Below are 24,642 nucleotides of genomic sequence, written 5' to 3'. Positions count from 1 at the left end.
AGGGGCGGGAGCGGGCACTGTTCGGGGTGTTGAAGCAGGACCGCGGGGCGTGTCAGTGAAGCGGACTGGCCGTATGGCGCCGGGTGCGGGTAGCAGGCGTGACGGCGGGGCTGGGTAAGCGTGACCCGAGTATAGCTATCGGGTCACGGTCCACACCAGTACCTTGCTGGCGCAATTGTCCTCTGTTTCGAGGATCTCCAGGCGATAGCGGCCGATCTTCAGGCAAACGGCGCTTTCCGGAATGCTTTCCAGGGCTTCGGTCACCAGCCCGTTGAGGGTCTTCGGGCCGCCGTCGCAGGGTAGGTGCCAGCCCAGGCTGCGGTTGATTTCTCGCAACGAGGCCGCGCCTTCGATGACGAACCGACCATCGGCCTGGGGGTGTACGTGGGGGTTGTCCAGGCTGTGTTCGTCCTCGAATTCGCCGACGATCTCTTCGAGAATGTCTTCGAGGGTGACGATGCCCAGCACTTCACCATACTCGTCCACCACCACACCCAGGCGTCGTTGCTGCTTGTGGAAGTTCAGCAATTGCAGCTGCAGCGGCGTGCTTTCTGGAACGAAGTAGGGCTCGTAGCAGGCGCTGTGCAGTTTCTCCAGGGTCAGTTCGGCCTTGGGTAGCAGGTGGCTGATCAGCTTGGTGTTGAGGATGGCCTCAACCTGGTTGATATCGCTGTGGTAGACCGGCAGGCGGGTGTGACGGCTGACGATCAGTTGTTCGATGATGCGTTCGATCGGGTCGTCGAGGTTGATGCCGTCCACCTCGTTGCGCGGCACCAGAATGTCGTTGACAGTGATCTTGTCCAGCGATTGCAGGCCATCGAGCAAGCCGTGGGATGTTTCCGGCAGTTCGTCCTCATCGAAGTCCTGGCTTTCCTGAGGGTGGAGGGCCACGGCGGTGGGTTGCACACGGAATGGGCGCAGGATGAGTTTGGCGCAACCATCGAGCAGCAAGGCGAGCGGCTGCAGCAAGGTGAGCGGGAGCTTGAGCAGGCTGGTACCGAGGGTGGCAAAGGCTTGTGGGTTGCGTCTGGCGAGCCGCCGGGGCAGGAATTCGGCGAACACCAGCAGTGCCGCGGACGCTGCCAGGCCGGCCAACCAGAAACCGTGCTCGCCGTTGTAGCGTTGGCCCATCAGGCACGCCAAGCCCAGCACCAGCAACTTGCCCAGGCTGGCGCACAGCACCAGGGCTTGGCCCGGCAGGGCGGAATGGCCATCATCGCCCTGGCGCAGCGTGCCGTTGAGCAGCACGCGGGCGGTCTCCACGGCGGTGAACAGCGCCGACCACAGTAGCGCCAGTGCCAAGGTGCCGAGTAGCGGGGCGTACGGCAGGGAGTCCATGGGCAGTCGTCAGATGTGCAGGATGAATTCGCGAACCAGCTTGCTGCCGAAGTAGGCCAGCATCAGCAGGCAGAAACCGGCCAGGGTCCAGCGGATCGCCTTGTGGCCACGCCAGCCCAGGCGGGTACGGCCCCACAGCAGCACGCTGAACACCACCCAGGCGACGCAGGCCAGCAAGGTCTTGTGCACCAGGTGTTGGGCAAACAGGTTCTCGAGGAACAGCCAGCCCGAGATCAGCGACAGCGACAGCAGCCCCCAGCCTGCCCAGAGGAAGCCGAACAGCAGGCTTTCCATGGTTTGCAGTGGCGGGAAGTTGCGGATCAGCCCGGACGGATGCTTGTGCTTGAGCTGGCGGTCCTGCAGCAGGAGCAGCAAGGACTGGAACACCGCGATGGTGAACAGGCCGTAGGCCAGGATCGACAGCAGGATATGCGCCAGGATGCCCGGTTCCTCGTCGATCAACGGCACGGTGCCCGGAGGGGCGAACTGGGCCAGCAATGCGGTGACTGCGCCTAGCGGGAACAGCAACACCAGCAGGTTCTCTACCGGAATGCGCAGGCACGCCAGCAGGGTCAGGGCAATCACGGCCACGGCGATCAGGCTGGCGGCGCTGAAGAAGTCGAGGCTCAAGCCCAACGGTGTGATCAGTTGGAAGTAGAGGGCGCCGCCCTGGGCAGCCACGGCGAGAGCACCGAGCAAACCGAGCAGCCGCTTGTCGGCTTTGCGGCCCTGCGCCAGGTGCAAGCTCTGATAAATGGTCGCTGCTATATAAAGGCCGGCGGCGATCAGGTTGGGGATGAGGCTGGGTGAGGAGAACATAAGTCCTGGTTGGCGAGCCTTAAAGAGACGGAGTTTGGCATAGAACGCGTTGCGCAAGGAAGACTGGGCCGACCCGGTCGGCCGTTTCGCTGGCACATCTGTCCTGTGGGTGCAGGTTTGCCCGCGAAAGGATCGGCTGCAGCACCGAATATCCAGAGGGTCAGCGCCAAGGTGTGCGCCGCCGCCGCACTTCGCTATAATCGCCGCCTTGCTGTGTCCGGGGTGTGTGCGTTTCCCCCCAGGACGCCTGACAAACCTCGGCTTTTACTGGGCCTGAAAGGATCACCATGTTCGAAAACCTGACCGACCGCCTGTCACAGACGCTGCGCCATGTTACCGGCAAGGCCAAGCTGACCGAAGACAACATCAAGGACACGTTGCGCGAAGTGCGCATGGCCCTTCTCGAGGCCGACGTTGCCCTGCCGGTGGTCAAGGATTTCGTCAACAGCGTCAAGGAGCGTGCGGTCGGCACCGAGGTGTCGCGCAGCCTGACCCCAGGCCAGGCGTTCGTCAAGATCGTCCAGGCCGAGCTGGAAAGCCTGATGGGCGCGGCCAACGAAGACCTCGCGCTCAATGCCGCGCCACCTGCCGTGGTGCTGATGGCCGGTCTGCAGGGTGCGGGTAAGACCACCACCGCCGGCAAGCTGGCGCGCTTCCTCAAGGAACGCAAGAAAAAGAGCGTGATGGTGGTCTCGGCCGACGTTTACCGCCCGGCGGCGATCAAGCAGCTGGAGACCCTGGCCAACGACATCGGCGTGACCTTCTTCCCGTCCGACATCAGCCAGAAGCCGGTCGCCATCGCCGAAGCGGCGATCCGCGAGGCCAAGCTCAAGTTCATCGACGTAGTCATCGTCGACACCGCCGGCCGTCTGCACATCGACGCCGACATGATGGACGAGATCAAGGCGCTGCACGCTGCGGTCAAGCCGATCGAGACCCTGTTCGTGGTCGATGCCATGACCGGTCAGGACGCGGCCAATACCGCCAAGGCCTTTGGCGAAGCCCTGCCGCTGACCGGCGTGGTGCTGACCAAGGTCGACGGTGATGCCCGTGGCGGTGCCGCACTGTCGGTCCGTGCCATCACCGGCAAGCCGATCAAGTTCATCGGCATGGGCGAGAAGACCGAGGCCCTCGAGCCATTCCACCCAGACCGCGTCGCTTCGCGCATCCTCGGCATGGGCGATGTGCTCAGCCTGATCGAGCAGGCCGAGCAGAACATCGACAAGGCCAAGGCCGACAAGCTGGCCAAGAAGCTCAAGAAGGGCAAAGGCTTCGACCTCGAAGACTTCCGCGACCAGCTGCAGCAGATGAAGAACATGGGCGGCCTGGGCGGCCTCATGGACAAGCTGCCGAGCATCGGTGGTGTCAACATGGCGCAGATGGGCAACGCCCAGGGCGCGGCCGAGAAGCAGTTCAAGCAGATGGAAGCGATCATCAACTCCATGACGCCGGCCGAGCGCCGTGATCCGGAGCTGATCAGCGGCTCGCGCAAGCGCCGTATCGCGCTGGGTTCCGGCACTCAGGTGCAGGATGTCGGCCGGTTGATCAAGCAGCACAAGCAAATGCAGAAGATGATGAAGAAATTCTCCGCCAAGGGCGGCATGGCCAAGATGATGCGCGGCCTTGGTGGAATGCTGCCAGGCGGCGGCATGCCGAAACTGTAAAACCTATTCGGGCGCTCGCCTTTGACAAGGCAGGCGTCCAGAACCCCGCTGCGGCGGGATAATGGCCGTGAAATTCGCGGCTCAACCGGCAGATCTGGACGGTGAGGTGAGGCCTTGCCGAAAAAGGCATTTGCAAATGTCCGTGTATTCCCCGAGAATATGCGGCCTTTTGGGCACCCGTGTGCCCATTTGGCATTCAGATTTGCAGCACCGACTATAGGAACGATGTTCACATGGTAACCATCCGTCTTGCCCGTGGCGGCTCCAAGAAGCGCCCTTTCTACCACCTGACCGTGACCAACTCGCGTAACGCCCGTGACGGCCGTTTCGTTGAGCGCGTTGGCTTCTTCAACCCGATCGCTTCGGGCGCTGAAGTCAAGCTGTCGGTCAACCAGGAACGCGTCAACTACTGGCTGAGCCAGGGCGCGCAGCCGTCTGAGCGTGTTGCTCAGCTGCTGAAGGACGCTGCCAAGGCCGCTGCCTAAGTAATATGAACGCGACGCCAGAAAAGGCTGACGACCTCATCGTCGTTGGCAAGATTTTTTCGGTTCACGGCGTTCGCGGCGAGGTGAAGGTGTATTCCTTTACCGATCCGATTGAAAACCTGTTGGATTATCGGCGCTGGACGCTTCGGCACGAAGGCACTGTAAAGCAGGTCGAACTGGTCAACGGTCGTGGCTCCCAAAAGGGCCTGGTCGTGAAACTGAAAGGCCTCGATGATCGCGATGAAGCCCGTCTTCTGAGCGGTTACGAAATCTGCATTCCGCGGAGCCTTTTGCCCAACCTGGCTGCTGACGAGTACTACTGGTACCAGTTGGTGGGTCTGAAGGTCATCAACCAGGACGAACAGCTGTTCGGCAAGGTCGATCACCTGTTGGAGACCGGTGCGAACGATGTAATGGTGGTCAAGCCCTGCGCAGGCAGCCTGGATGATCGCGAGCGTTTGTTGCCCTATACGGCGCAATGCGTGCTCAACGTCGACCTCGAAGCAGGCGTGATGCGGGTCGAGTGGGACGCGGACTTCTAATCGATGGGTAACCTTCGCGTAGACGTCATCACGTTGTTCCCCGAGATGTTTTCGGCCATCACGGAGTACGGCATTACCAGCCGCGCGGTGAAACAGGGGTTGCTTCAGGTGACTTGCTGGAACCCGCGGGACTACACCACAGATCGTCACCACACGGTGGATGATCGGCCGTTTGGCGGTGGTCCGGGCATGGTGATGAAAATCAAGCCTCTGGAAGACGCCTTGGTTAGCGCCAGGCAAGCGACCGGAGCATCGGCAAAGGTGATCTACCTTTCGCCGCAAGGCCGCAAGCTGACTCAGCAAGCGGTCAAAGGCCTGGCCGAACAGGAATCGTTGATCCTGATCGCCGGTCGTTATGAAGGCATCGACGAGCGTTTTATCGAGGCTCATGTCGATGAGGAGTGGTCGATTGGTGACTATGTGCTTTCCGGTGGCGAGCTGCCGGCCATGGTACTGATCGATGCGGTTACACGACTGCTGCCCGGAGCTTTAGGGCATGTGGACTCGGCGGAGGAAGACTCCTTCACCGACGGTCTGCTCGATTGCCCGCACTACACCCGACCTGAGGTGTATGCGGATCAGCGTGTTCCCGACGTGTTGCTAAGTGGCAACCATGCACATATCCGGCGTTGGCGGATGAAGCAGTCCCTTGGTAGGACCTTCGAACGACGCGCCGATCTTCTGGAAAGTCGCTCGCTTTCTGGAGAAGAGAAGAAGCTGCTCGAGGAATATCTCCGCGAGCGGGACGATAGTTAACGTATCGATGGTGGATCGAGTTATCCATCTTAGGAGCACAGCATGACCAACAAGATCATTCAGCAGCTCGAAGCCGAGCAGATGAACAAGGAAATCCCAACCTTCGCACCAGGCGACACCATTGTCGTCCAGGTTAAAGTGAAGGAAGGTGAGCGTTCCCGTCTGCAGGCGTTCGAAGGCGTCGTTATCGCCAAGCGTAACCGCGGTCTGAACAGCGCCTTCACCGTGCGCAAGATCTCCAGCGGCGTTGGCGTAGAGCGTACCTTCCAGACCTACAGCCCACAGATCGACAGCCTGGCCGTGAAACGTCGTGGTGACGTGCGTAAAGCCAAGCTGTACTACCTGCGCGACCTGTCCGGCAAAGCCGCTCGCATCAAAGAAAAACTGTCCTGAGTGCAGTTTTCCGGGTGGCCAAGGCCACCCAGCGAGAACAAAAAAGCAGCCTTCGGGCTGCTTTTTTGCGTTTTGAAACCCTTGCGATGTATCAGCCATGACGACCCGAGACCAGGAAATCCTGCGCCGCACCGAACTGTCGGTGACCCGCGTGACCAAAGCCGTTTTCCCCAATACCACCAACCACCACAACACCCTGTTCGGCGGCACTGCGCTGGCCTGGATGGACGAAGTGTCGTTCATTGCCGCCACGCGTTTCTGTCGCTTGCCGTTGGTGACCGTTTCCACTGATCGGATCGATTTCAAGCACCCGATTCCAGCTGGCTCGATCGTCGAGCTGGTCGGGACGGTGATCAAGGTCGGCAATACCAGCCTGCAGGTGCAGGTCGATGTATTCGTCGAGAACATGTACCTCGATGGCCGTGAGCGCGCGATCCATGGCGTGTTCAGCTTCGTCGCCATCGATGAGGACAAACGTCCGGTGCCAGTGTTGCCAGAGGCCTGAGTTCATTGGGCCGGAGCAGGCTCGATCAACGCCACCAAGGTCCACCCTGGTTGCGGCGCGAGCGAGTTGTCCGGGCTGGCCACATGGACCCAACCATGGTCGTCACGGGCGAACAGCAGGTGCGCACGCTCCCCATGCAGCGCCTGATAGTCTTCCCAGTCGAATCCTTGGGTAAGGTGGGTGCTGTAGAGCTCTGCGCCCTGATGCAGGCGGTTGGCCAGTTGCAGGTAGGTCATTGGGCTCGCACCCAGTAAATGCCCGCGATGCTCCTCGGCGGCCCGATGTTTGTCGCTTCGCTGTTTTTCCAGTCCGCTGGCGAGCACGAACAGGCGGCTATGGCCGAAATCATGGCGAAAGCGCGCACAGGCCAGGGTGTTGATCTCGCCAGCCGGCGACAGGCCAAGGAGATGGCCGAGACCGACCAGGTCCAGGTGCGCGTCGGCATGTTGCGAGGCCGGGTTGCCGAAATAGGTGGGCAGCCCGTCCATGCGTGCAGCACGGATGTTCTCCCAACTCGAATCGGTCAGCAGTACCCGGCAACCCAACTGTTGCAGGGCTTTGCCGATGGCGCGCGCCGGCTCGTTGGCGCCGACGATGAGGAAGCCGCTCGGTGCCGGCTCGGCAACCTTGAGCAGGCGCGCCAGGGGCCTGGCTGTGGCGCTTTGCAGCACCACCGTGCCGATGATCACGGCGAATGTCAGCGGTACCAGCAGCAAGGCATCCTGGTGCCCGGCTTCGTGCAGGCGGATGGCAAAAATCGCCGAAACCGCTGCGGCGACGATGCCTCGCGGGGCAATCCAGGCCAGGAGTGCGCGTTCGCGCCAGTTCAGTGGTGAGCCCAGGGTGGAGACGAGCACGTTCAACGGGCGTGCCAGCAATTGTATGACCAGCAGCAGGGCCCATACGGCAGGGCCGAGGGCCAGTAGCGCATGCAGGTCCAGGCGCGCAGCCAGCAGAATGAACAGTCCGGAAATCAGCAGTACGCTGAGGTTTTCCTTGAAGTGCAGGATCTGCCGGACATCCACGCCCGGCATGTTGGCCAGCCACATGCCCATCACCGTCACTGCCAGCAGCCCCGACTCGTGAACGATCTGGTTGGCGGCAATGAAGATGCCCAGCACGGCCGCCAGCGATGCCAGGTTGTGCAGGTATTCCGGCAGCCACTGGGCGCGCATGATCTGGCCCAACAGCCAGCCTCCGGCGGCGCCGAGTGCACAACCGCAGAAGATCACCCCGGCGAAGGTCACCAGGCTCTGGCTCAGACCGTTACCCTCTGCGCTGGCAATGATGAAGCTGTACACCACCACTGCCAGCAGTGCACCAATCGGGTCGATGACGATACCTTCCCAGCGCAGGATGTTGGCGATGGTGGTGTTAGGCCGTACGACCCTGAGCATGGGCACGATGACCGTGGGGCCGGTGACCAGGGTCAGGGCCCCGAACAGAATCGCCAGAGGCCAGTCGAAACCCAGCAGCCAATGGGTCGCGACAGCGATCACTGCCCATGTGGTCAGTGCGCCGAGCGTCACCAACCGGTGCACCACGCTGCCGATCTCTCGCCACTGTGACAGGTGCAAGGTCAGGCTGCCCTCGAACAGAATCAGGGCCACCGCCAGCGAGACCAGCGGCATCAGCAACGATCCGAACAATGCCTGCGGGTCGAGCCAGCCCAACACCGGGCCTGCGAGAATGCCGCACAACAGAAGAAAGAGAATGGCCGGCAATTTCAGGCGCCAGGCCAGCCATTGGCAGGCGAGGGCGGCCGCTCCGATGCCACCGAAGCTCAGAAGGATTTGCTGTTCGCTCATGCGGGCTCCCTATGCCTGCGTTGTTATGAAAGACTAAGCGTCATTTCGTTCTTCGCCACCGAGTTTTCATGCCCGCTCTAGACCACCCACTGATCGACCAATTCCTCGACGCTCTGTGGCTTGAAAAAGGCCTGTCCGACAACACCCGCGTTTCCTATCGCAGTGACCTGGCCTTGTTCAACGGCTGGCTGCAGGAGCGTGGCGTAAGTCTGCCCGACGCCGGCCGCGACCTGATCCTCGATCATTTGGCATGGCGGTTCGACCAAGGCTACAAGCCGCGTTCCACCGCGCGATTTTTGTCTGGGCTGCGTGGCTTCTTTCGTTATCTGCTGCGAGAAAGGCGGGTGGGGGTCGACCCGACCCTGCTGGTAGAGATGCCCCAGTTAGGTCGTCCGTTGCCCAAATCGTTGTCCGAGGCCGACGTCGAGGCACTGCTCCTTGCGCCGGACCTTGGCGAAGCCATCGGTGAGCGCGACCGGGCCATGCTCGAAGTGCTGTATGCCTGTGGCTTGCGGGTAACCGAACTGGTCAGCCTGACGCTCGATCAGGTCAATCTGCGCCAGGGTGTTCTGCGGGTAATGGGCAAAGGCAGCAAGGAGCGTCTGGTGCCCATGGGCGAGGAGGCGGTGGTCTGGCTGGAGCGTTACCTGCGTCAAGGCCGCAGCGAACTGCTCAATGGCCGCCCCAGCGACGTGCTGTTTCCCAGCTTGCGCGGCGAGCAGATGACCCGGCAGACGTTCTGGCACCGCATCAAGCACCATGCCCGGGTTGCCGGCATCGACAAACCTCTTTCGCCCCACACTTTGCGCCACGCCTTCGCCACGCATCTGCTGAACCATGGCGCCGACTTACGTGTCGTGCAGATGCTGCTGGGCCACAGTGACCTGTCGACCACGCAGATCTACACCCATGTTGCCAAGGCGCGCCTGCAGCAACTGCACGCCCAGCATCACCCCCGTGGATGAATCATTTTCATGTTCCGCCGACCGGTACCCGTAGACCCATTCAGCACCCGTCTGATGTGGTAGGCTTGAGCGGTTTAGCACCAAGGGCCGCTTGGTTGCCGCGTTTTTGCGCGTACAACGTCCCCCGGCCCCGGTTCGCCTTCAGGAGTTCCCATGCGCTTGACCCAGATGTTCGCCGCCGCCGCCCTGGCGCTGGCCAGTACCTTTGCCGTCGCCGCGGCCACCGATGCCAATAGCGGCGCGGAGCAGGCTATTCGCAAGTCGTTGCAGAACCTCGAGCTGGAAGTTCCAGTGGAAAGCGTGGCCAGCAGCCCGGTCAGTGGCCTGTACGAGGTCAAACTGCAGGGTGGTCGCGTGCTGTATGCCAGTGCCGACGGCCAGTTCGTCATGCAGGGCTACCTGTTCCAGATCCAGGATGGCAAGCCGGTCAACCTGACCGAAAAGGCCGAACGCCTTGGTATCGCCAAGCTCATCAACGGCATTCCAGCCGCCGAGATGGTGGTTTATCCTGCCAAGGGCGAAACCAAGTCGCACATCACCGTGTTCACCGACACCACCTGCCCGTATTGCCACAAGCTTCACGCCGAAGTGCCTGAGCTGAACCGTCGCGGTATCGAAGTGCGCTATGTCGCCTTCCCGCGTCAGGGCCTCGGCTCCCCGGGCGATGAACAGTTGCAGGCGGTGTGGTGCTCCAGTGATCGCCGCGCGGCCCTGGACAAGATGATCGATGGCAAGGAAATCAAGGCCGCCAAGTGCACCAACCCGGTCAGCAAGCAGTTCCAGCTGGGGCAGTCGATCGGTGTCAATGGCACACCGGCGATCGTCCTGGAAAACGGCCAGGTGATTCCGGGCTACCAGCCCGCGCCGCAAGTGGCCAAGCTGGCCCTGGCCGGCCAGCAGCAGGCCGCCAAGTAATTCATTCAGTACGCCGTCGTCATGGGGTGACGGCATGTTTCACGGTCGGCGCAGGTGCCGGCCGTTCAATGGGGAGTTCACAGTGAAACCGGTCAAAGTAGGCATCTGTGGGTTGGGGACCGTCGGTGGCGGAACCTTCAATGTACTTCAGCGCAACGCCGAGGAGATTGCCCGCCGTGCCGGGCGCGGTATTGAAGTGGCACAGATCGCCATGCGCTCGCAGAACCCGAACTGCCAGATTACCGGTACCCCCATTACCGCTGATGTGTTCGACGTTGCGAGCAACCCGGAGATCGACATCGTCATCGAGCTGATCGGTGGCTACACCGTTGCCCGCGACCTGGTGCTCAAGGCCATCGAGAATGGCAAGCACGTGGTCACCGCCAACAAGGCGCTGATTGCCGTGCATGGCAACGAAATCTTCGCCAAGGCCCGCGAGAAAGGCGTCATCGTTGCCTTCGAAGCGGCGGTGGCCGGCGGCATCCCGGTGATCAAGGCCATTCGCGAAGGCCTCTCGGCCAACCGTATCAACTGGCTGGCCGGCATCATCAACGGCACCGGCAACTTCATCCTCACCGAGATGCGCGAGAAGGGCCGTGCCTTCCCCGACGTGCTGGCCGAAGCCCAGGCGCTGGGCTATGCCGAAGCCGACCCGACCTTCGACGTCGAAGGCATCGATGCTGCGCACAAACTGACCATTCTGGCGTCCATTGCCTTCGGTATCCCGCTGCAGTTCGACAAGGCCTATACCGAGGGCATCACCCAGCTGACCACCGCCGATGTGAACTACGCAGAGGCCCTTGGTTATCGCATCAAGCACCTGGGCGTTGCTCGCAGCACGCCAGCGGGCATCGAACTGCGCGTGCACCCGACGCTGATTCCGGCAGACCGGCTGATCGCCAACGTCAACGGTGTGATGAACGCCGTGATGGTCAACGGCGACGCTGCAGGGTCGACCCTGTACTACGGCGCTGGCGCCGGCATGGAACCGACCGCATCGTCGGTGGTGGCCGACCTGGTCGACGTGGTCCGCGCGATGACTTCCGACCCGGAGAACCGCGTGCCGCACCTGGCCTTCCAGCCAGACTCGCTGTCGGCTCACCCGATCCTGCCGATCGAAGCCTGTGAAAGCGCCTACTACCTGCGTATCCAGGCCAAGGACCACCCGGGCGTACTGGCCCAGGTTGCCAGCATTCTTTCCGAACGCGGCATCAACATCGAGTCGATCATGCAGAAGGAAGCCGAGGAGCAGGACGGCCTGGTACCGATGATTCTGCTGACCCACGGTGTGGTCGAGCAGCGCATCAACGACGCCATCGTCGCCCTGGAGGCCTTGCAGGACGTGGTCGGCAAGGTCGTGCGCATCCGCGTCGAACAGCTCAACTAACAAATACTGCCGTCGGGCCGCCAGCGCGGCCCGGGCCCCAGCACCGAAGGTTTGTACCCATGCGCTATATCAGCACCCGCGGCCAGGCACCGGCCCTGAACTTCGAAGACGTCCTGCTGGCGGGCCTTGCCAGCGATGGCGGCCTGTACGTACCGGAAAACCTGCCGCGCTTCACCCAGGAAGAAATCGCCTCCTGGGCTGGCCTGCCGTACCACGAATTGGCATTCCGCGTGATGCGTCCGTTCGTCGACGGCAGCATCGCCGATGCCGATTTCAAGAAGATCCTCGAGGAAACCTACGGCGAGTTCGCCCACGCCGCGGTAGCGCCGCTGCGTCAGCTCAACACCAACGAGTGGGTGATGGAGCTGTTCCACGGCCCGACCCTGGCGTTCAAGGATTTCGCCCTGCAATTGCTCGGTCGTCTGCTGGACCACGTACTGGCCAAGCGCGGCGAGCGTGTGGTGATCATCGGCGCCACCAGTGGTGACACCGGCTCCGCCGCTATCGAAGGCTGCCGTCGCTGCGACAACGTCGACATCTTCATCCTGCACCCGCACCAGCGTGTTTCGGAAGTCCAGCGTCGTCAGATGACCACCATCTTCGGCGACAACATCCACAACATCGCCATCGAAGGCAACTTCGACGACTGCCAGGAGATGGTCAAGGCCAGCTTCGCCGACCAGTCGTTCCTCAAAGGCACTCGTCTGGTCGCGGTCAACTCGATCAACTGGGCGCGCATCATGGCCCAGATCGTCTACTACTTCCACGCAGCACTGCAGCTGGGTGGCCCGGCTCGCTCGGTGGCATTCTCGGTACCGACCGGCAACTTCGGCGATATCTTCGCAGGCTACCTGGCCCGCAACATGGGCTTGCCGATCAGCCAGCTGGTGGTGGCCACCAACCGTAACGACATCCTGCACCGCTTCATGAGCGGCAACCAGTACGTCAAGGAAACCCTGCACGCGACCCTGTCGCCGTCGATGGACATCATGGTTTCTTCCAACTTCGAGCGCCTGCTTTTCGACCTGCACGGTCGCAACGGAGCAGCGATCGCCGAGTTGATGGCGAACTTCAAGCAAGGGGGTGGTTTCAGCGTCGAGCAAGACCGCTGGACCGAAGCGCGCAAGCTGTTCGATTCGCTGGCAGTGAACGACGAGCAGACCTGCCAGACCATCGCCGAGGTGTTCGCCACTACGGGTGAGGTGCTCGATCCGCACACCGCCATTGGCGTCAAGGCCGCCCGTGAGTGCCGTCGCAGTCTCGACACCCCGATGGTGGTGCTGGGTACCGCGCACCCGGTCAAGTTCCCGGAAGCGGTGGAAAAGGCGGGCGTTGGCAAGGCGCTGGAACTGCCGGCTCACCTGAGCGACCTGTTCAGCCGTGAGGAACGTTGCACGGTACTGGCCAACGACCTCAAGGCGGTCCAGGCCTTCGTCAGCCAGCACGGCAACCGCGGCAAGCCGCTGTAATCCCGGCAACCTGACAAACAGGCGCCTGCGACGTACTGCAGGCGCCTGCTTGCTGGCGATAGGTTGCGGCGCGCACTTATCGCTGACGAATTTTCCGAAACCCCTTTCAGATATCTCCTATATAAGGCGTTTGGTGCCCCGCCTAGAGTGACCGGTCCTCCCATCAGGAGCGGTTCATGCATCAGCCCCACGTCTTGCTCCACCAGCCACGCCCCTCTCACCAGATCCTCCTGCATCAGGCCTGTAATGCCGTGGGCGTTTTCAATGTGCGCGTCATTCCAACGCTCGATGACCTGTATGCGTGCCTGGCATGCGAGCAGGTCGCCGATGTGCTGGTCCTCGACCATGCCATTGCGCCTGAAAGCGGCATGGCCCTGCTGGAGCAGATCGCAAACAAGCGCTGCTTGCGCGCTTTGCTGTTCGTCGGCCAGGCGAACGAGGGCTGCCTGAACCTCGCCAACGAAGCCCGGCGGCGCGGTCTTTGGGTGTTGGCCGAGCTGCCTTGGCCGCTGCCAATGCCGCGCTGGCAACAGGCCTTGCAGCGTATTCAAACTGTCATCTCACCTACGCATGCTCATTGAAGCGAATGCTTCATGGCGAACTTTGCACCGTATTCGCAGGTCAGTTCCTTCATGTCCCACCACCCAGCGAGTGATCCGGATGGAAAGAATCTGCAAGCTGCTCAATGACGCACTTTCCCCTTATAAAACCCAACTCGGTGAAGCGCAGGCCAGCGGTAATCGCTTGCTGAGCGTGTACGACAGTCTTGGTAGCCTGACGCTCAGGCGCACCGTCAGTGTGCGCCAGTTGCAGGAACAACGCTTGTTGATCGACTTGGTGGATGGCCTGCACCGCGACCTGCAGATCGCAGAGGGTCGCTTGCAGCCCTGTGTGATAGCGGCACTGCAGCAACGGCCTGCAAGCCAGGGAACCTTTGCATGAAGGGGGTATCAGACACAGTAGGGCAGCCAGCCAGAACTTCGCTCCGGTGATGGCGGGGCTGTCACGGGAAGCCCATGAGGGCTTTCGATTGACCCCGGGCGTCTTCCCCAGCGCTCCGGGGTTTCTTTTTCATGGGGTGTGGAAAAAGTGGCGGCTCTGTTCCAGATAACTCTCACGTTGCTCGGGATCGAGCCAGTGCGAGTAATAGAGCGGCAGCGTGTCCTGACGAAGCGCCGGTAGCAACTGGTCGATATGCTCGACCAATTGGCGCCCCATCGGTGTGTCCGAGCAGCCTACGTGAAGGAACTGGAAGCGGTTCACACCCAAGATAGGGTAGAAGAGGTAGTCATCCGCCGAGCCCCCTTGTTGCCCTGTCAGGTAGTTGACCTCGTGCCGATACCCCAGCATCAGCTTCAGTCTCCCTTTCTGCTGCATCTGCAGAAGACTGGCGGTAGCGTCGTTGCCGTAATGGCGGCTGAAGGCTTCGTCGGGCAACTGACGCAGTATCGCGTCGATCTGGGCGCTGTAGCTGCGCTCGGCGACAATGCCTAGTTTAAGCCGTGTGTCGGTGAGCAAGCGCTTGAGATCCACCTGCTGGTCATCCAAAAATGGTTCGACCACGTCGCGGTCTTGCTTGCGGACCAGCAGCCCACCGCTCAGCACGCCCAGGGATGGAATGGAGAAATGCACGAACTTTTCCCGCTCTGGCGTCCACAGTAGTGTCGGGTCGCACGTGAGGCTGCGCGGGTCCTGGAGCATCTGAATCCCGCGGGCGCGGTTAACCCGCACGATGTCATGTTCATACTCCGGCATCTGCGAGATCAACAGCGGCAGCAGTTGGTCGATGACACCCTGGCCTTTCTCTGTCCCTTCGAAAATGGTGAACGGCGGCAGGTCTCGCACCAGCCACAGCACGCGTTCCTTGGCCAGCGCCGGCCCAGTGGCCAGGGTAGCCAGCAGGCCAAGCAGGCCGGTCAGCCGACGTAGCAGGCCAGGTGCTGGCATGGGCGGGCGCGGCAGTATCAGACTGCGCCACTCTGGCGCAGGTTGGCGATGGCGGCAGCGTCATATCCCAAGCGCTCAAGCACGGCGTCGGTATGTTCTCCCAGTGCTGGGCCAACCCACTCGGCAGAACCGGGTGTTTCCGACAGCTTTGGCACGATGCCAGGCATCTTGAACGGCTTGCCGTCAGGCAGGCGAGCCTGGAGGAACATTTCGCGCGCCAGGTACTGTGGATCGTTGAACATGTCCTCGGCCGAGTAGATCCGGCTTGCCGGTACCTCGGCGCTGGTGAGTACCTGCATGACTTGCTCCAGCGTCAGGCTGTTGGCCCAGCGGTCGATCACCCCATATAGCTCGTCGCGCCGCAGGTCGCGGCCATCATTGGTGGCCAGGCTTGGGTCGTTGGCCAGGTCGTCGCGGCCGACGGCGTGCATGAAGCGTTTGAAGATCGCATCACCGTTGGCGCCGATCTGCACATGCTTGCCGTCGGCGGTGGTGTGGATGGAGGAGGGGGTGATGCCTGGCATGATGTTGCCGGTGCGTTCGCGGATAAAACCGAACACATCGAACTCCGGGACCATGCTTTCCATCATGGCGAAAATCGCCTCGTACAACGCCACGTCGACGACCTGGCCCTGGCCGCCATTGACTTCACGATGGCGCAGAGCCATCAATGCCCCGATCACGCCCCACAGGGCGGCGATCGAGTCACCGATGGAAATCCCGGTGCGCACCGGCGGGCGGTCTTCGAAACCGGTGATGTAACGCAGCCCGCCCATCGACTCGCCAACCGCACCGAAACCGGGCTGATCTTTCATCGGGCCGGTCTGGCCGAAGCCGGACAGGCGCACCATCACCAGTTTCGGATTCAGAGCCTGCAGCACATCCCAGCCCAGGCCAAGTTTTTCCAGCACCCCTGGACGGAAGTTCTCGATGAGAATGTCGGCTTCGGCCAATAGCCGCTTGAGGACTTCGCGGCCTTCCGGGTGTTTGAGGTTAAGGGTCAGCGACTGCTTGTTGCGGGCCTGGACGAACCACCACAGCGAGGTGCCTTCGTAGAGTTTACGCCACTTGCGCAGTGGGTCGCCGCCGTCGGGGGACTCGACCTTGATCACCTCGGCGCCGAATTCGGCGCAGATGCGCGAGGCGAACGGGCCGGCGATGAGGGTGCCGAGTTCGATGACTTTCAGACCTGCGAGGGGTTTGCTGGGCGTAGGCATGTGGCATCCGTGGCGACTGGGCAGAGCGGTGGTTTTATCATAGGTCGCTGGCGGCAGAAACTGCTGCGCGGCAACGACGTCGCGTATCGGTTAGACTGTGCCACTTTTCTTTGCGCAAGAAGCCCGTCGACCATGGCCCAGCCGTCCACCACCTACAAATTCGAACTGAATCTGACCGATCTTGACCGTGGCGTGTACGAAAACGTCAGGCAGACCATTGCCCGTCACCCTTCGGAAACCGAAGAGCGAATGGCCGTGCGTTTGCTGGCTTATGCCCTCTGGTACAACGAAAACCTGTCGTTCGGTCGTGGACTGTCCGATGTGGATGAAGCGGCGCTGTGGGAAAAAAGCCTGGATGATCGCATCCTGCACTGGATCGAAGTCGGCCAGCCGGACGCCGAGCGCCTGACCTGGTGCTCGCGCCGCACCGAGCGCACCAGCCTGCTGGCCTACGGCAGCCTGCGGGTTTGGGAAGGCAAGGTGGTGGGTGCGGTCAAGGGCCTGAAGAACCTCAGCATTGCCGCTGTGCCGCAAGAGGTGCTGGAAACCCTGGCCACCGACATGCCCCGCACCATCAAGTGGGACGTGATGATCAGCGAAGGGACGGTCTTCGTCACCGACGACCGTGGCCAGCACGAAGTGCAGTTGCAATGGCTGCTCGGTGAGCGTGGCTGACCTTCATAGACCCTGACTGCCGAAGCCATTATGCGTATCGAACCTCGCCCACTGCCGCCGACCCTGCCATTTCTGGGTAACCTACCCCCGTTGTTGACGCGCTTGTACGCCGCCCGTGGCGTGCAATCCGAGGCTGAGCTGGACAAAAGCCTGGGGCGCCTATTGCCGTACCAGCAACTCAAGGGGATCGAGGCGGCGGTCGACCTGTTGGTGGAGGCGATCGACCAGCGCCAGCGAATCCTCATCGTCGGCGACTTCGATGCCGACGGTGCGACGGCCAGTACGGTGGGCGTGCTCGGCCTGCGCTTGCTGGGTGCGGCCCATGTCGACTACCTGGTGCCCAATCGTTTCGAGTACGGCTACGGCCTGACCCCGGAGATTGTCCAGGTCGCATTGCAACGCCAGCCGCAATTGCTGGTCACAGTCGACAACGGGATCTCCAGCGTGGACGGTGTGGCTGCTGCAAAGGCCGCGGGGCTCAAGGTGCTGGTGACCGACCACCACCTGCCGGGCGAGCAATTGCCGGATGCCGACGCCATCGTCAACCCCAACCAGCCGGGCTGCGAGTTCCCAAGCAAGGCGCTGGCCGGCGTCGGGGTCATCTTCTACGTACTGATGGCCTTACGTGCGCGCCTACGCAGCCTGGGGCGCTACCAGACCCAAGCCCAACCGAATATCGGCGAGTTGCTCGACCTGGTGTCCCTTGGCAGTGTGGCGGACGTGGTGCCCCTGGATGCCAACAACCGCATCCTGGTGCACCAGGGCCTCGAGCGCATCCGTGCAGGCCGCGCTGCGTCCTGGCCTCAAGGCCATCCTGGAAGTGGCGCGGCGTGATCATCGGCGTATCACCTCGACCGACCTCGGCTTCATTCTCGGCCCACGGCTGAACGCGGCCGGGCGACTGGATGACATGAGCCTGGGTATCGAATGCCTGCTGTGCGAGGACGCCGCCCTGGCGATGGACATGGCCCAGCAGCTGGATGACCTGAACCAGGACCGCAAGTCCATCGAGCAGGGCATGCAACGCGAAGCCCTGGCCCAGCTCAAGGACCTGCCGGTCGAGTCCATGCCCTATGGCCTGTGCCTGTTCGACGCCGACTGGCACCAGGGGGTGATCGGGATTCTTGCTTCGCGCCTGAAAGAGCGCTACCACCGTCCTACCATCGCGTTTGCCGATGCGGGGGAGGGCATGCTCAAGGGCTCGGCGCGCTCTGTGCCGGGCTTTCATATTCGCGATGCGTTGGATGCCGTGGCAGCCCGGCATCCGCAGCTGATCAGCAAGTTTGGTGGACATGCCATGGCCGCCGGGCTTTCCTTGCCGGAGGCCAACTTCCCGGCATTCGCCGAGGCGTTCGACGAGGAAGTCCGTCGCCAGTTGCGCGAGGAGGACCTGACCGGCCGCCTGTTGTCCGATGGCACCCTTGCGGTCGAAGAGTTCCACCTCGACCTGGCCAAGGCCCTGCGCAACGCCGGCCCTTGGGGGCAGCACTTCCCCGAACCGCTGTTCCATGGCGTGTTCCAACTGGTCGAGCAACGGGTGGTCGGCGAGCGGCACCTGAAGGTGGTGCTCAAGAGCGAATGTGGTGCCGTGAAGTTGGATGGCATTGCCTTCGGGATCGACCGCGAGGTCTGGCCAAACCCCACCGTGCGTTGGGTGGAATTGGCCTACAAGCTGGATGTGAACGAGTTTCGCGGTAATGAAAGCGTGCAGTTGATGATCGCCCACATGGAGCCGCGCTGAGCGCTCCTTCAGACGGCAGATCTGCATGACGGCATCCACGCGCCTGTCTGGAGGGTTTGGGGGTGTGAATCGAGCGCCGCTCGCGCGGCGCATCGCGAGCAAGGCTCGCTCCTGCAGACGCGTGCGGTCATTGGGCCGTGCACCAAGGCGATCGCGCGCAAATCGTGCAGGCATGACTGGCCCGAAGCAGCGGTAGGAGCGAGCCTTGCTCGCGATGCGCCGCGCGGGCGGCGCTCGGTTTCATAGCCACCGAAAATCTGTTGCCCTCCAATCTGGTCTAGTCTGATTAATGACCGGCACCGGGCCAGGGATGTGCACTTGAGTGTCCGGACTGGATCACCATTGGAGTCCTTGGGAGGTGCCCTCATGAGCCTGCTGCTCGAGCCTTACACCCTGCGTCAGTTGACGCTGCCCAACCGCATCGCGGTCTCGCCGATGTGCCAGTATTCTGCGATCGATGGCCTGGCCAACGATTGGCATCTCGTTCACCTGGGGAGCCGAGCCGTGGGTGGCGCCGGCTTGGTCATCAGCGAGGCCGTCGCGGTGACCGCCGATGGTCGGATCACTGCCGAAGACCTCGGCCTGTGGAACGACGATCAGATTGCGCCTTTGCAGCGCATTACCCGTTTCATTACCGCCCAGGGCGCCGTGCCGGGCATCCAGCTGGCCCACGCTGGGCGCAAGGCCAGTACGTATCGGCCCTGGTTGGGCAAGCAGGGCAGTGTGAAGATCGAAGACGGTGGCTGGCAGCCGGTGGGCCCCTCGAAGATCGCCTTCGACCCGCAGCACACGCCACCGCGCGAGTTGAGCAAGGACGAGATTCAGAGCGTGATCGATGCCTTCGTCGCCTCGACCGAGCGAGCGCTGAAAGCGGGCTTCAAGGTCGTCGAAGTCCACGCGGCCCATGGGTATCTCCTGCATCAGTTCCTCTCACCATTGAGTAACCAGCGCCGTGACGAGTACGGAAGCTGCTTCGAGAACCGCATCCGCCTGACCCTCCAGGTGGTGGAGGCCGTTCGCAAGGTCTGGCCGGCAGAACTGCCGCTGTTCGTGCGCGTCTCGGCAACCGACTGGGTCGAGGATGGCTGGAACCCGGATGAAACCGTCGAACTGGCGCGCCGCTTGCGGGTGCTGGGTGTCGACCTGATCGATGTTTCCTCCGGTGGCACCTCGGTCAACGCCGAGATTCCTACCGGCCCCGGCTATCAGACGCGCTTCGCTGAGCGCGTGCGCAAGGAGGCGGAGATTGCCACGGGCACCGTCGGCATGATCACCGAACCGGCCCAGGCCGAGCACATTCTGCGCACTGGCCAGGCCGACGTGATCTTCCTGGCCCGGGAACTCCTTCGCGATCCTTACTGGCCGCTGCATGCCGATGATGACCTGGGCGGCAACAAGGCCACCTGGCCGGCGCAGTATCAAAGGGCAACCAGCCGAGCCAACCCAATTCACGAATCGGATTTGCGGGATTAGGGCGTATGGCGACAGCGGTGGGGTGGGGCTGAAATCGAGCGCCGCGCGGGCGGCGCATCGCGAGCTGCGCTCGCTCCTACAGGCGCACGCGAACGCCTTGTGGGTACGATGCGATATCGCGTCATGCGCCAAGACGTTCGCGCACAAATCCCACAGATTAATTGGCCCGGAACGATCGTAGGAGCGAGCGCAGCCCGCGGTGCGCTCGATCTTATTATTGGCGCTAGACCTCTAAAGGAATACCCCAGCCGGCAACCTCAATGTTTGATCATCACATGCCGCACACAGGTGTAGTCCTCCAGCCCGTACATCGACAGGTCCTTGCCATACCCTGAATGCTTCTGGCCGCCATGGGGCATTTCGCTGACCAGCATGAAATGGGTGTTGACCCAAGTGCAGCCATACTGCAAACGGGCGGCCAAACGGTGTGCCCGGCCCGTGTCGCGGGTCCATACCGATGAGGCCAGGCCGTACTCCGAGTCGTTGGCCCATGCCAGCGCTTGGGTTTCGTCAGTGAAACGGGTAACCGAAACCACCGGACCGAATACTTCATGGCGCACGATCTCGTCATCCTGAAGGGCATCGGCCAGCACGGTCGGCTCGAAGAAGAAACCATCACCCGGCAAGGCCTTGCCCCCGGTGACCAGGCGGATATGCGGCTGGGCGACGGCGCGTTGCACCAGGCCTGCGACCTTGTCGCGGTGCTGGGCGCTGATCAACGGGCCAAGCTCGGTATCTTCAGCGTCCTGCAGGCCGGGTTTGAGGCTGGCCACCGCCTTGCCCAGTCGTTCGACGAATTGCTCGTAGATGCCATCCTGCACATACAGGCGACAGGCGGCGGTGCAGTCCTGGCCGGCGTTGTAGAAGCCGAAGGTGCGGATGCCATCGATGGCTGCATCCAGGTCGGCATCGTCGAACACCAGCACCGGCGCCTTGCCGCCCAGTTCCATGTGCATGCGCTTCACGCTGTCGGCGGTGGCGCCGATGATGTGCGCACCGGTGGGGATGGAGCCGGTCAGTGACACCATGCGCACCTTGGGGTGGGTGACCAGCGGGTTGCCGACCGTCTGGCCGCGGCCGAAGAGGATGTTGAGTACCCCCGGCGGCAGCAGGCTCTGCGCCAGTTCACCCAGGCGCAGCGCGGTCAGCGGGGTCAGCTCCGAGGGCTTGATCACCACGGTATTGCCCGCCGCCAACGCTGGCGCGATCTTCCAGGCCAGCATCATCAGCGGGTAGTTCCAGGGGGCGATCGAGGCAACCACGCCCAGTGGGTCACGGCGAATCATCGAGGTGTGCCCGGGCAAGTATTCGCCAGCCGCAGAGCCGCCCAGGCAGCGCGCAGCACCGGCGAAGTAGCGGAACACATCGGCGATGGCCGGGATCTCGTCGTTCAGCGCCGCCGTGAAAGGCTTGCCGCAGTTCTGCGACTCTAGCCGGGCCAGTTCCTCGCCGTGATTTTCAAGGGTGTCGGCCAGCGCCAGCAGGGCAAGGGAGCGGTCCTTGGGGCTGGATTGGGACCAGCTGTCGAACGCCTGGTCCGCTGCGCACACGGCCTGGTCGACCTGTGCCTCGGTGGCTTCGTTGATTTGCGCCAGGGCACTGCCCAGGGCCGGGTTGAGCACGGTCCAGGTTGGCCCCTCGCCGGTCACCAGGCGGCCATTGATGAGCATTTGGGTTTGCATGGAAGACACCTCCAGGGTCATTTGCCGCCGCCCGCAACGCTTTCGCCGCCGCGGGTCAGGTAATAGGCGCCGAGGATCGGCAACATGGTCACCAGCATCACCAGTAGAGCGACGACATTGGTGACCGGCACATCGCGGGGACGGCTCAACTGATTGAGCAGCCAGATCGGCAGCGTGCGTTCATGGCCTGCGGTGAAGGTGGTGACGATGATCTCGTCGAACGACAAGGCGAACGCCAGCATGCCACCGGCCAGCAGGGCCGAGCCCAGGTTGGGCAGGATGATGTAGCGGAAGGTCTGCCAGCCGTCGGCACCCAGGTCCATCGAGGCCTCGATCAGGCTCTGGGAGGTGCGCCGCAGGCGGGCGATGACGTTGTTGTAGACGATCACCACGCAAAAGGTCGCGTGGCCGACCACGATGGTGAGCACACCAGGCTCGATGCCCAAGGTCTTGAAGGCTGACAGCAAGGCAATGCCGGTGATAATGCCGGGCAAGGCGATGGGTAGGATCAGCATCAGCGAGATGCTCTCCTTGCCAAAGAAGCTGCGTCGATATAGCGCCGCCGAGGCCAGGGTGCCCAGTACCAGGGCTATCAGCGTGGCGAGGCTGGCGACTTTCACCGACAGCATGATGGCCTCGAGCACGTCCGGGCGCGCGAAGGCTACGGTGAACCAGTTCAGGGTGAATCCCTGGGGTGGGAAGCTAAAGGCTGCGTCCTCTGTGTTGAAGGCGTAGAGGATGATGATCACGATCGGAAAATGCAGGAAAAGCAGCCCGCCCCACGCAGCCAGGCGCAGCCCCAGCGAAGCACTTTCAGAGTGCATCGAAGGCTCCCAGGCGTTTGACGATGGCTAGGTAGACTGCGATCAGCACGATGGGCACCAGAGTAAAGGCGGCCGCCATGGGCATGTTGCCGATCGCCCCTTGCTGGGCGTAGACCATGCTGCCGATGAAGTACCCGGGCGGGCCGATCAGCTGCGGGACGATGAAATCGCCGAGGGTGAGGCTGAAGGTAAAGATCGAGCCTGCGGCGATACCGGGTATGGAAAGCGGCAGAACAACCTGCACGAAGGTTTGCCCCGGCGTAGCCCCAAGGTCGGCCGAGGCCTGCAGGAGCGATGGCGGCAAGCGTTCCAGGGCCGCCTGAATGGGCAGGATCATGAACGGCAGCCAGATGTAAACGAACACCAAAAAGCGCCCCAGGTGCGAGGTGGACAAGGTGCTGCCACCCACCCCCGGCACCGCCAACACCAGTTGCAAGAGGCCTTCGAGGTGCAACTGCTGGACGAACCACTGGGCGACGCCGCCCTTGGCCAGCAGCAGGGTCCAGGCGTAGGTCTTGACGATGTAGCTGGCCCACATCGGCATCATCACCGCGATGTAGAAAAACGCCTTGGTCCTGCCGGTGGTGTAGCGCGCCATGTAGTAGGCGATAGGGAAGGCCAGCACGGCGCTGGCCAGCGATACCGCCACGGCCATGCTCAAGGTGCGCAGGATGATGTCGAAGTTCGACGGATTGAACAGGGCGGCGAAGTTGCCCAGGGTCAGGTCCGGGGTTACCGCCATGGTGAAGTCGTCGAAGGTATAGAAACCTTGCCAGAGCAGGTTCAGCAGCGAACCCAGGTAAATCGCGCCGAACCAGGTGAGTGGCGGGATCAGCAGCAGCGCCAGGTACAGGTTTGGCCGTCGGTACAGCAGGTTGGAAAACCTGCGCAGCAGGCCTGGGGACGCCGCGGCCGGGTTCATTTCGGCAGGGCTCGTTCAGGTGTATCGAGGAGGGTTTCGCGCAGGGCCGTCATGGCCTCGCGTGGCCAGCGCGCCTGCACTCGCTGTCCCGGTTGCCAGGGCTGAGCCTGGTCCTGCCAGCGATCGTTGGCATGACTCACCGCCAACAACTGGCCACTGTCGAGCTGGACTTCGTAGCGGGTGGCGCTGCCCTGGTACTGGATGTCGCGCAGCAAGCCACTGACCTGGACCTCGGTTCCCGTAGTGGCCGCGTCACCGAGGCGGATGTGCTCCGGACGAATGGAGAACGGCGTGGCGCTGCCATTGAGCTGCTTCGCCAGTTCGCCCCGCAGGACGTTGGACGTGCCGACGAACTCGGCGACGAAGGTGGTAGCCGGTTTCATGTACAGGTTGCGTGGGGTGTCGACTTGTTCGATGCGACCCCGGTTGAACACCGCCACACGGTCGGACATCGACAGCGCCTCGGTCTGGTCGTGGGTAACGAAAACGAAGGTGATGCCCAGCTGGCGCTGCAGCTTCTTGAGCTCGCCTTGCATCTGTTCGCGCAACTTCAGGTCCAGGGCGCCGAGGGGTTCGTCCAGCAGCAGGACCCGCGGGCGATTGACCAGTGCGCGGGCCAGGGCCACACGCTGACGCTGGCCACCAGAAAGCTGCGCCGGTTTGCGCTCGCCATAGCCAGAAAGGGCGACCATCGCCAAAGCCTCGTCGGCGCGGGCATGGCGCTCGGCCTTGGCCACGCCTTTTACCTTGAGGCCATAGGCGATGTTGTCGCGCACGTTCATGTGCGGAAACAGTGCGTAGTCCTGGAACACGGTGTTGACGTCGCGCTGGTAGGGCGGCACGCCCGTGGCTTCGACGCCGTGAATACGGATCGAGCCGCTGCTGGGATGTTCGAAGCCCGCTATCAGGCGCAGGCAGGTGGTCTTGCCCGAGCCTGAGGGCCCGAGCATGGAGAAGAACTCGCCGTCTTCGATGTCGATGCTGACCTGGTCGACAGCCTTGACCTCGCCGAAGGTGCGGGAAACCTGGGTGAACTGGACGGCTAGGGGCATGTGTGGGCTCCAGGAAACGTTCTTACTCCTGCTCTGGCCCCTTCGCGGGCTAACCCGCCCCCA

At 62.5% G+C, this 24,642-nt stretch carries 23 protein-coding genes and 1 pseudogene; 15 read left to right on the top strand and 9 right to left on the bottom strand.

The genetic code is table 11. The annotated features are described in order from the left end of the window. Positions 1 to 135: 135 nt before the first annotated feature. Positions 136 to 1,338 carry a transporter associated domain-containing protein gene (locus tag VXM67_RS21445; RefSeq protein WP_023382044.1) on the bottom strand — a complete coding sequence of 401 codons (1,203 nt, stop codon included), beginning with the start codon at positions 1,336 to 1,338 and terminating at the stop codon, positions 136 to 138. A 9-nt stretch (positions 1,339 to 1,347) separates the two neighbouring features. After that, entirely contained in the window at positions 1,348 to 2,157 is an 810-nt protein-coding gene (locus VXM67_RS21440; RefSeq protein WP_023382043.1) for an inner membrane protein YpjD, read from the bottom strand. Between the two features lie 287 nt (positions 2,158 to 2,444). Between VXM67_RS21440 and ffh the strand changes: the two genes are divergently transcribed. The 6 genes from ffh (at position 2,445) to VXM67_RS21410 (ending at position 6,502) form a co-directional block, all read left to right on the top strand. Then, positions 2,445 to 3,821, top strand: coding sequence for a signal recognition particle protein (gene ffh, locus VXM67_RS21435; RefSeq protein WP_023382042.1), 1,377 nt, complete (start codon positions 2,445 to 2,447; stop codon positions 3,819 to 3,821). A 233-nt stretch (positions 3,822 to 4,054) separates the two neighbouring features. Continuing rightward, positions 4,055 to 4,306, top strand: a complete 252-nt coding sequence (gene rpsP / locus VXM67_RS21430; protein ID WP_023382041.1) for a 30S ribosomal protein S16 — start codon at positions 4,055 to 4,057, stop codon at positions 4,304 to 4,306. 5 nt (positions 4,307 to 4,311) lie between these two features. Next, a complete protein-coding gene (gene rimM, locus VXM67_RS21425; protein ID WP_023382040.1) occupies positions 4,312 to 4,848 on the top strand; it encodes a ribosome maturation factor RimM in 537 nt (178 codons plus the stop codon). Positions 4,849 to 4,851: 3 nt separating this feature from the next. Further along, a complete protein-coding gene (gene trmD, locus VXM67_RS21420) occupies positions 4,852 to 5,604 on the top strand; it encodes a tRNA (guanosine(37)-N1)-methyltransferase TrmD (RefSeq protein WP_008094486.1) in 753 nt (250 codons plus the stop codon). A gap of 42 nt (positions 5,605 to 5,646) precedes the next feature. Next, positions 5,647 to 5,997 carry a 50S ribosomal protein L19 gene (rplS, locus tag VXM67_RS21415; protein WP_023382039.1) on the top strand — a complete coding sequence of 117 codons (351 nt, stop codon included), beginning with the start codon at positions 5,647 to 5,649 and terminating at the stop codon, positions 5,995 to 5,997. 97 nt (positions 5,998 to 6,094) lie between these two features. After that, complete coding sequence (locus tag VXM67_RS21410; RefSeq protein WP_023382038.1) at positions 6,095 to 6,502, top strand: acyl-CoA thioesterase; 408 nt, start codon at positions 6,095 to 6,097, stop codon at positions 6,500 to 6,502. 2 nt (positions 6,503 to 6,504) lie between these two features. On the opposite strand, the gene VXM67_RS21405 is transcribed toward VXM67_RS21410, so the two are convergent. After that, positions 6,505 to 8,310, bottom strand: coding sequence for a sodium:proton antiporter (locus tag VXM67_RS21405; protein WP_104883362.1), 1,806 nt, complete (start codon positions 8,308 to 8,310; stop codon positions 6,505 to 6,507). Positions 8,311 to 8,378: 68 nt separating this feature from the next. Here VXM67_RS21405 and xerD point away from each other — a divergent pair, with 68 nt between their 5' ends. From xerD to VXM67_RS21375, 6 genes are all read left to right on the top strand, one after another. After that, positions 8,379 to 9,275, top strand: a complete 897-nt coding sequence (gene xerD / locus VXM67_RS21400) for a site-specific tyrosine recombinase XerD (RefSeq protein ID WP_023382036.1) — start codon at positions 8,379 to 8,381, stop codon at positions 9,273 to 9,275. 153 nt (positions 9,276 to 9,428) lie between these two features. After that, a complete protein-coding gene (locus VXM67_RS21395; protein WP_023382035.1) occupies positions 9,429 to 10,190 on the top strand; it encodes a thioredoxin fold domain-containing protein in 762 nt (253 codons plus the stop codon). Positions 10,191 to 10,272: 82 nt separating this feature from the next. Then, a complete protein-coding gene (locus VXM67_RS21390; RefSeq protein ID WP_023382034.1) occupies positions 10,273 to 11,577 on the top strand; it encodes a homoserine dehydrogenase in 1,305 nt (434 codons plus the stop codon). 59 nt (positions 11,578 to 11,636) lie between these two features. Then, positions 11,637 to 13,046, top strand: coding sequence for a threonine synthase (thrC, locus tag VXM67_RS21385; RefSeq protein ID WP_023382033.1), 1,410 nt, complete (start codon positions 11,637 to 11,639; stop codon positions 13,044 to 13,046). Between the two features lie 176 nt (positions 13,047 to 13,222). Then, positions 13,223 to 13,627, top strand: a complete 405-nt coding sequence (locus VXM67_RS21380; RefSeq protein WP_027906550.1) for a hypothetical protein — start codon at positions 13,223 to 13,225, stop codon at positions 13,625 to 13,627. A gap of 79 nt (positions 13,628 to 13,706) precedes the next feature. Next, the gene (locus tag VXM67_RS21375; RefSeq protein ID WP_027906549.1) at positions 13,707 to 13,988 is read left to right on the top strand and encodes a DUF3509 domain-containing protein; all 282 of its coding nucleotides are present in this window, start codon (positions 13,707 to 13,709) and stop codon (positions 13,986 to 13,988) included. A gap of 129 nt (positions 13,989 to 14,117) precedes the next feature. Here the strand turns inward: VXM67_RS21375 and VXM67_RS21370 are convergent, their stop codons facing one another. Both VXM67_RS21370 and VXM67_RS21365 read right to left on the bottom strand, forming a co-directional pair. Further along, positions 14,118 to 14,993 (bottom strand): TIGR02285 family protein, encoded by an 876-nt coding sequence (locus VXM67_RS21370; RefSeq protein ID WP_367237362.1) that lies wholly within the window; start codon positions 14,991 to 14,993, stop codon positions 14,118 to 14,120. Positions 14,994 to 15,010: 17 nt separating this feature from the next. Further along, positions 15,011 to 16,210, bottom strand: coding sequence for a CaiB/BaiF CoA-transferase family protein (locus VXM67_RS21365; protein ID WP_023382029.1), 1,200 nt, complete (start codon positions 16,208 to 16,210; stop codon positions 15,011 to 15,013). A 132-nt stretch (positions 16,211 to 16,342) separates the two neighbouring features. On the opposite strand from VXM67_RS21365, the gene VXM67_RS21360 reads away from it, so the two are divergent. The 3 genes and pseudogenes from VXM67_RS21360 to VXM67_RS21350 all read left to right on the top strand — a co-directional run bounded on the left by VXM67_RS21360 (position 16,343) and on the right by VXM67_RS21350 (position 20,099). Continuing rightward, positions 16,343 to 16,885, top strand: coding sequence for a YaeQ family protein (locus VXM67_RS21360; protein ID WP_023382028.1), 543 nt, complete (start codon positions 16,343 to 16,345; stop codon positions 16,883 to 16,885). A 30-nt stretch (positions 16,886 to 16,915) separates the two neighbouring features. Next, positions 16,916 to 18,626: pseudogene (gene recJ, locus VXM67_RS21355) on the top strand (single-stranded-DNA-specific exonuclease RecJ). A gap of 366 nt (positions 18,627 to 18,992) precedes the next feature. After that, positions 18,993 to 20,099 (top strand): NADH:flavin oxidoreductase/NADH oxidase, encoded by a 1,107-nt coding sequence (locus VXM67_RS21350; protein WP_027906547.1) that lies wholly within the window; start codon positions 18,993 to 18,995, stop codon positions 20,097 to 20,099. A 257-nt stretch (positions 20,100 to 20,356) separates the two neighbouring features. On the opposite strand, the gene VXM67_RS21345 is transcribed toward VXM67_RS21350, so the two are convergent. The 4 genes from VXM67_RS21345 to VXM67_RS21330 are packed head-to-tail and all read right to left on the bottom strand — an operon-like array spanning position 20,357 to position 24,579. Continuing rightward, complete coding sequence (locus tag VXM67_RS21345; RefSeq protein ID WP_023382025.1) at positions 20,357 to 21,781, bottom strand: gamma-aminobutyraldehyde dehydrogenase; 1,425 nt, start codon at positions 21,779 to 21,781, stop codon at positions 20,357 to 20,359. A 17-nt stretch (positions 21,782 to 21,798) separates the two neighbouring features. Beyond that, entirely contained in the window at positions 21,799 to 22,605 is an 807-nt protein-coding gene (locus tag VXM67_RS21340; RefSeq protein WP_023382024.1) for an ABC transporter permease, read from the bottom strand. After that, positions 22,595 to 23,527, bottom strand: coding sequence for an ABC transporter permease (locus tag VXM67_RS21335; protein WP_023382023.1), 933 nt, complete (start codon positions 23,525 to 23,527; stop codon positions 22,595 to 22,597). Before VXM67_RS21335 ends, VXM67_RS21340 begins: the two co-directional genes overlap by 11 nt. Beyond that, complete coding sequence (locus VXM67_RS21330) at positions 23,524 to 24,579, bottom strand: ABC transporter ATP-binding protein (protein ID WP_023382022.1); 1,056 nt, start codon at positions 24,577 to 24,579, stop codon at positions 23,524 to 23,526. Before VXM67_RS21330 ends, VXM67_RS21335 begins: the two co-directional genes overlap by 4 nt. Between the last annotated feature and the right edge of the window lie 63 nt (positions 24,580 to 24,642).

The organism is Pseudomonas sp. Rh2 (assembly GCF_040762985.1).
In the GTDB taxonomy this organism is placed as follows: domain Bacteria; phylum Pseudomonadota; class Gammaproteobacteria; order Pseudomonadales; family Pseudomonadaceae; genus Aquipseudomonas; species Aquipseudomonas taiwanensis.
Note: the sequence above shows the minus strand (reverse complement) of the source record. Positions and strands in the feature narration are given on the sequence as shown.

Bases quoted from the DNA above. Each gene is read 5' to 3' on its own strand.
- VXM67_RS21375 (WP_027906549.1), top strand. From the start codon at position 13,707: ATGGAAAGAATCTGCAAGCTGCTCAATGACGCACTTTCCCCTTATAAA.
- VXM67_RS21440 (WP_023382043.1), bottom strand. From the start codon at position 2,157: ATGTTCTCCTCACCCAGCCTCATCCCCAACCTGATCGCCGCCGGCCTT.
- VXM67_RS21370 (WP_367237362.1), bottom strand. From the start codon at position 14,993: ATGCCAGCACCTGGCCTGCTACGTCGGCTGACCGGCCTGCTTGGCCTG.
- VXM67_RS21350 (WP_027906547.1), top strand. From the start codon at position 18,993: ATGAGCCTGCTGCTCGAGCCTTACACCCTGCGTCAGTTGACGCTGCCC.
- VXM67_RS21335 (WP_023382023.1), bottom strand. From the start codon at position 23,527: ATGAACCCGGCCGCGGCGTCCCCAGGCCTGCTGCGCAGGTTTTCCAAC.
- VXM67_RS21360 (WP_023382028.1), top strand. From the start codon at position 16,343: ATGGCCCAGCCGTCCACCACCTACAAATTCGAACTGAATCTGACCGAT.
- VXM67_RS21395 (WP_023382035.1), top strand. From the start codon at position 9,429: ATGCGCTTGACCCAGATGTTCGCCGCCGCCGCCCTGGCGCTGGCCAGT.
- VXM67_RS21345 (WP_023382025.1), bottom strand. From the start codon at position 21,781: ATGCAAACCCAAATGCTCATCAATGGCCGCCTGGTGACCGGCGAGGGG.
- VXM67_RS21410 (WP_023382038.1), top strand. From the start codon at position 6,095: ATGACGACCCGAGACCAGGAAATCCTGCGCCGCACCGAACTGTCGGTG.
- xerD (WP_023382036.1), top strand. From the start codon at position 8,379: ATGCCCGCTCTAGACCACCCACTGATCGACCAATTCCTCGACGCTCTG.
- trmD (WP_008094486.1), top strand. From the start codon at position 4,852: ATGGGTAACCTTCGCGTAGACGTCATCACGTTGTTCCCCGAGATGTTT.
- VXM67_RS21340 (WP_023382024.1), bottom strand. From the start codon at position 22,605: ATGCACTCTGAAAGTGCTTCGCTGGGGCTGCGCCTGGCTGCGTGGGGC.
- VXM67_RS21380 (WP_027906550.1), top strand. From the start codon at position 13,223: ATGCATCAGCCCCACGTCTTGCTCCACCAGCCACGCCCCTCTCACCAG.
- rimM (WP_023382040.1), top strand. From the start codon at position 4,312: ATGAACGCGACGCCAGAAAAGGCTGACGACCTCATCGTCGTTGGCAAG.
- ffh (WP_023382042.1), top strand. From the start codon at position 2,445: ATGTTCGAAAACCTGACCGACCGCCTGTCACAGACGCTGCGCCATGTT.
- VXM67_RS21365 (WP_023382029.1), bottom strand. From the start codon at position 16,210: ATGCCTACGCCCAGCAAACCCCTCGCAGGTCTGAAAGTCATCGAACTC.
- VXM67_RS21445 (WP_023382044.1), bottom strand. From the start codon at position 1,338: ATGGACTCCCTGCCGTACGCCCCGCTACTCGGCACCTTGGCACTGGCG.
- VXM67_RS21330 (WP_023382022.1), bottom strand. From the start codon at position 24,579: ATGCCCCTAGCCGTCCAGTTCACCCAGGTTTCCCGCACCTTCGGCGAG.
- rpsP (WP_023382041.1), top strand. From the start codon at position 4,055: ATGGTAACCATCCGTCTTGCCCGTGGCGGCTCCAAGAAGCGCCCTTTC.
- rplS (WP_023382039.1), top strand. From the start codon at position 5,647: ATGACCAACAAGATCATTCAGCAGCTCGAAGCCGAGCAGATGAACAAG.
- VXM67_RS21405 (WP_104883362.1), bottom strand. From the start codon at position 8,310: ATGAGCGAACAGCAAATCCTTCTGAGCTTCGGTGGCATCGGAGCGGCC.
- thrC (WP_023382033.1), top strand. From the start codon at position 11,637: ATGCGCTATATCAGCACCCGCGGCCAGGCACCGGCCCTGAACTTCGAA.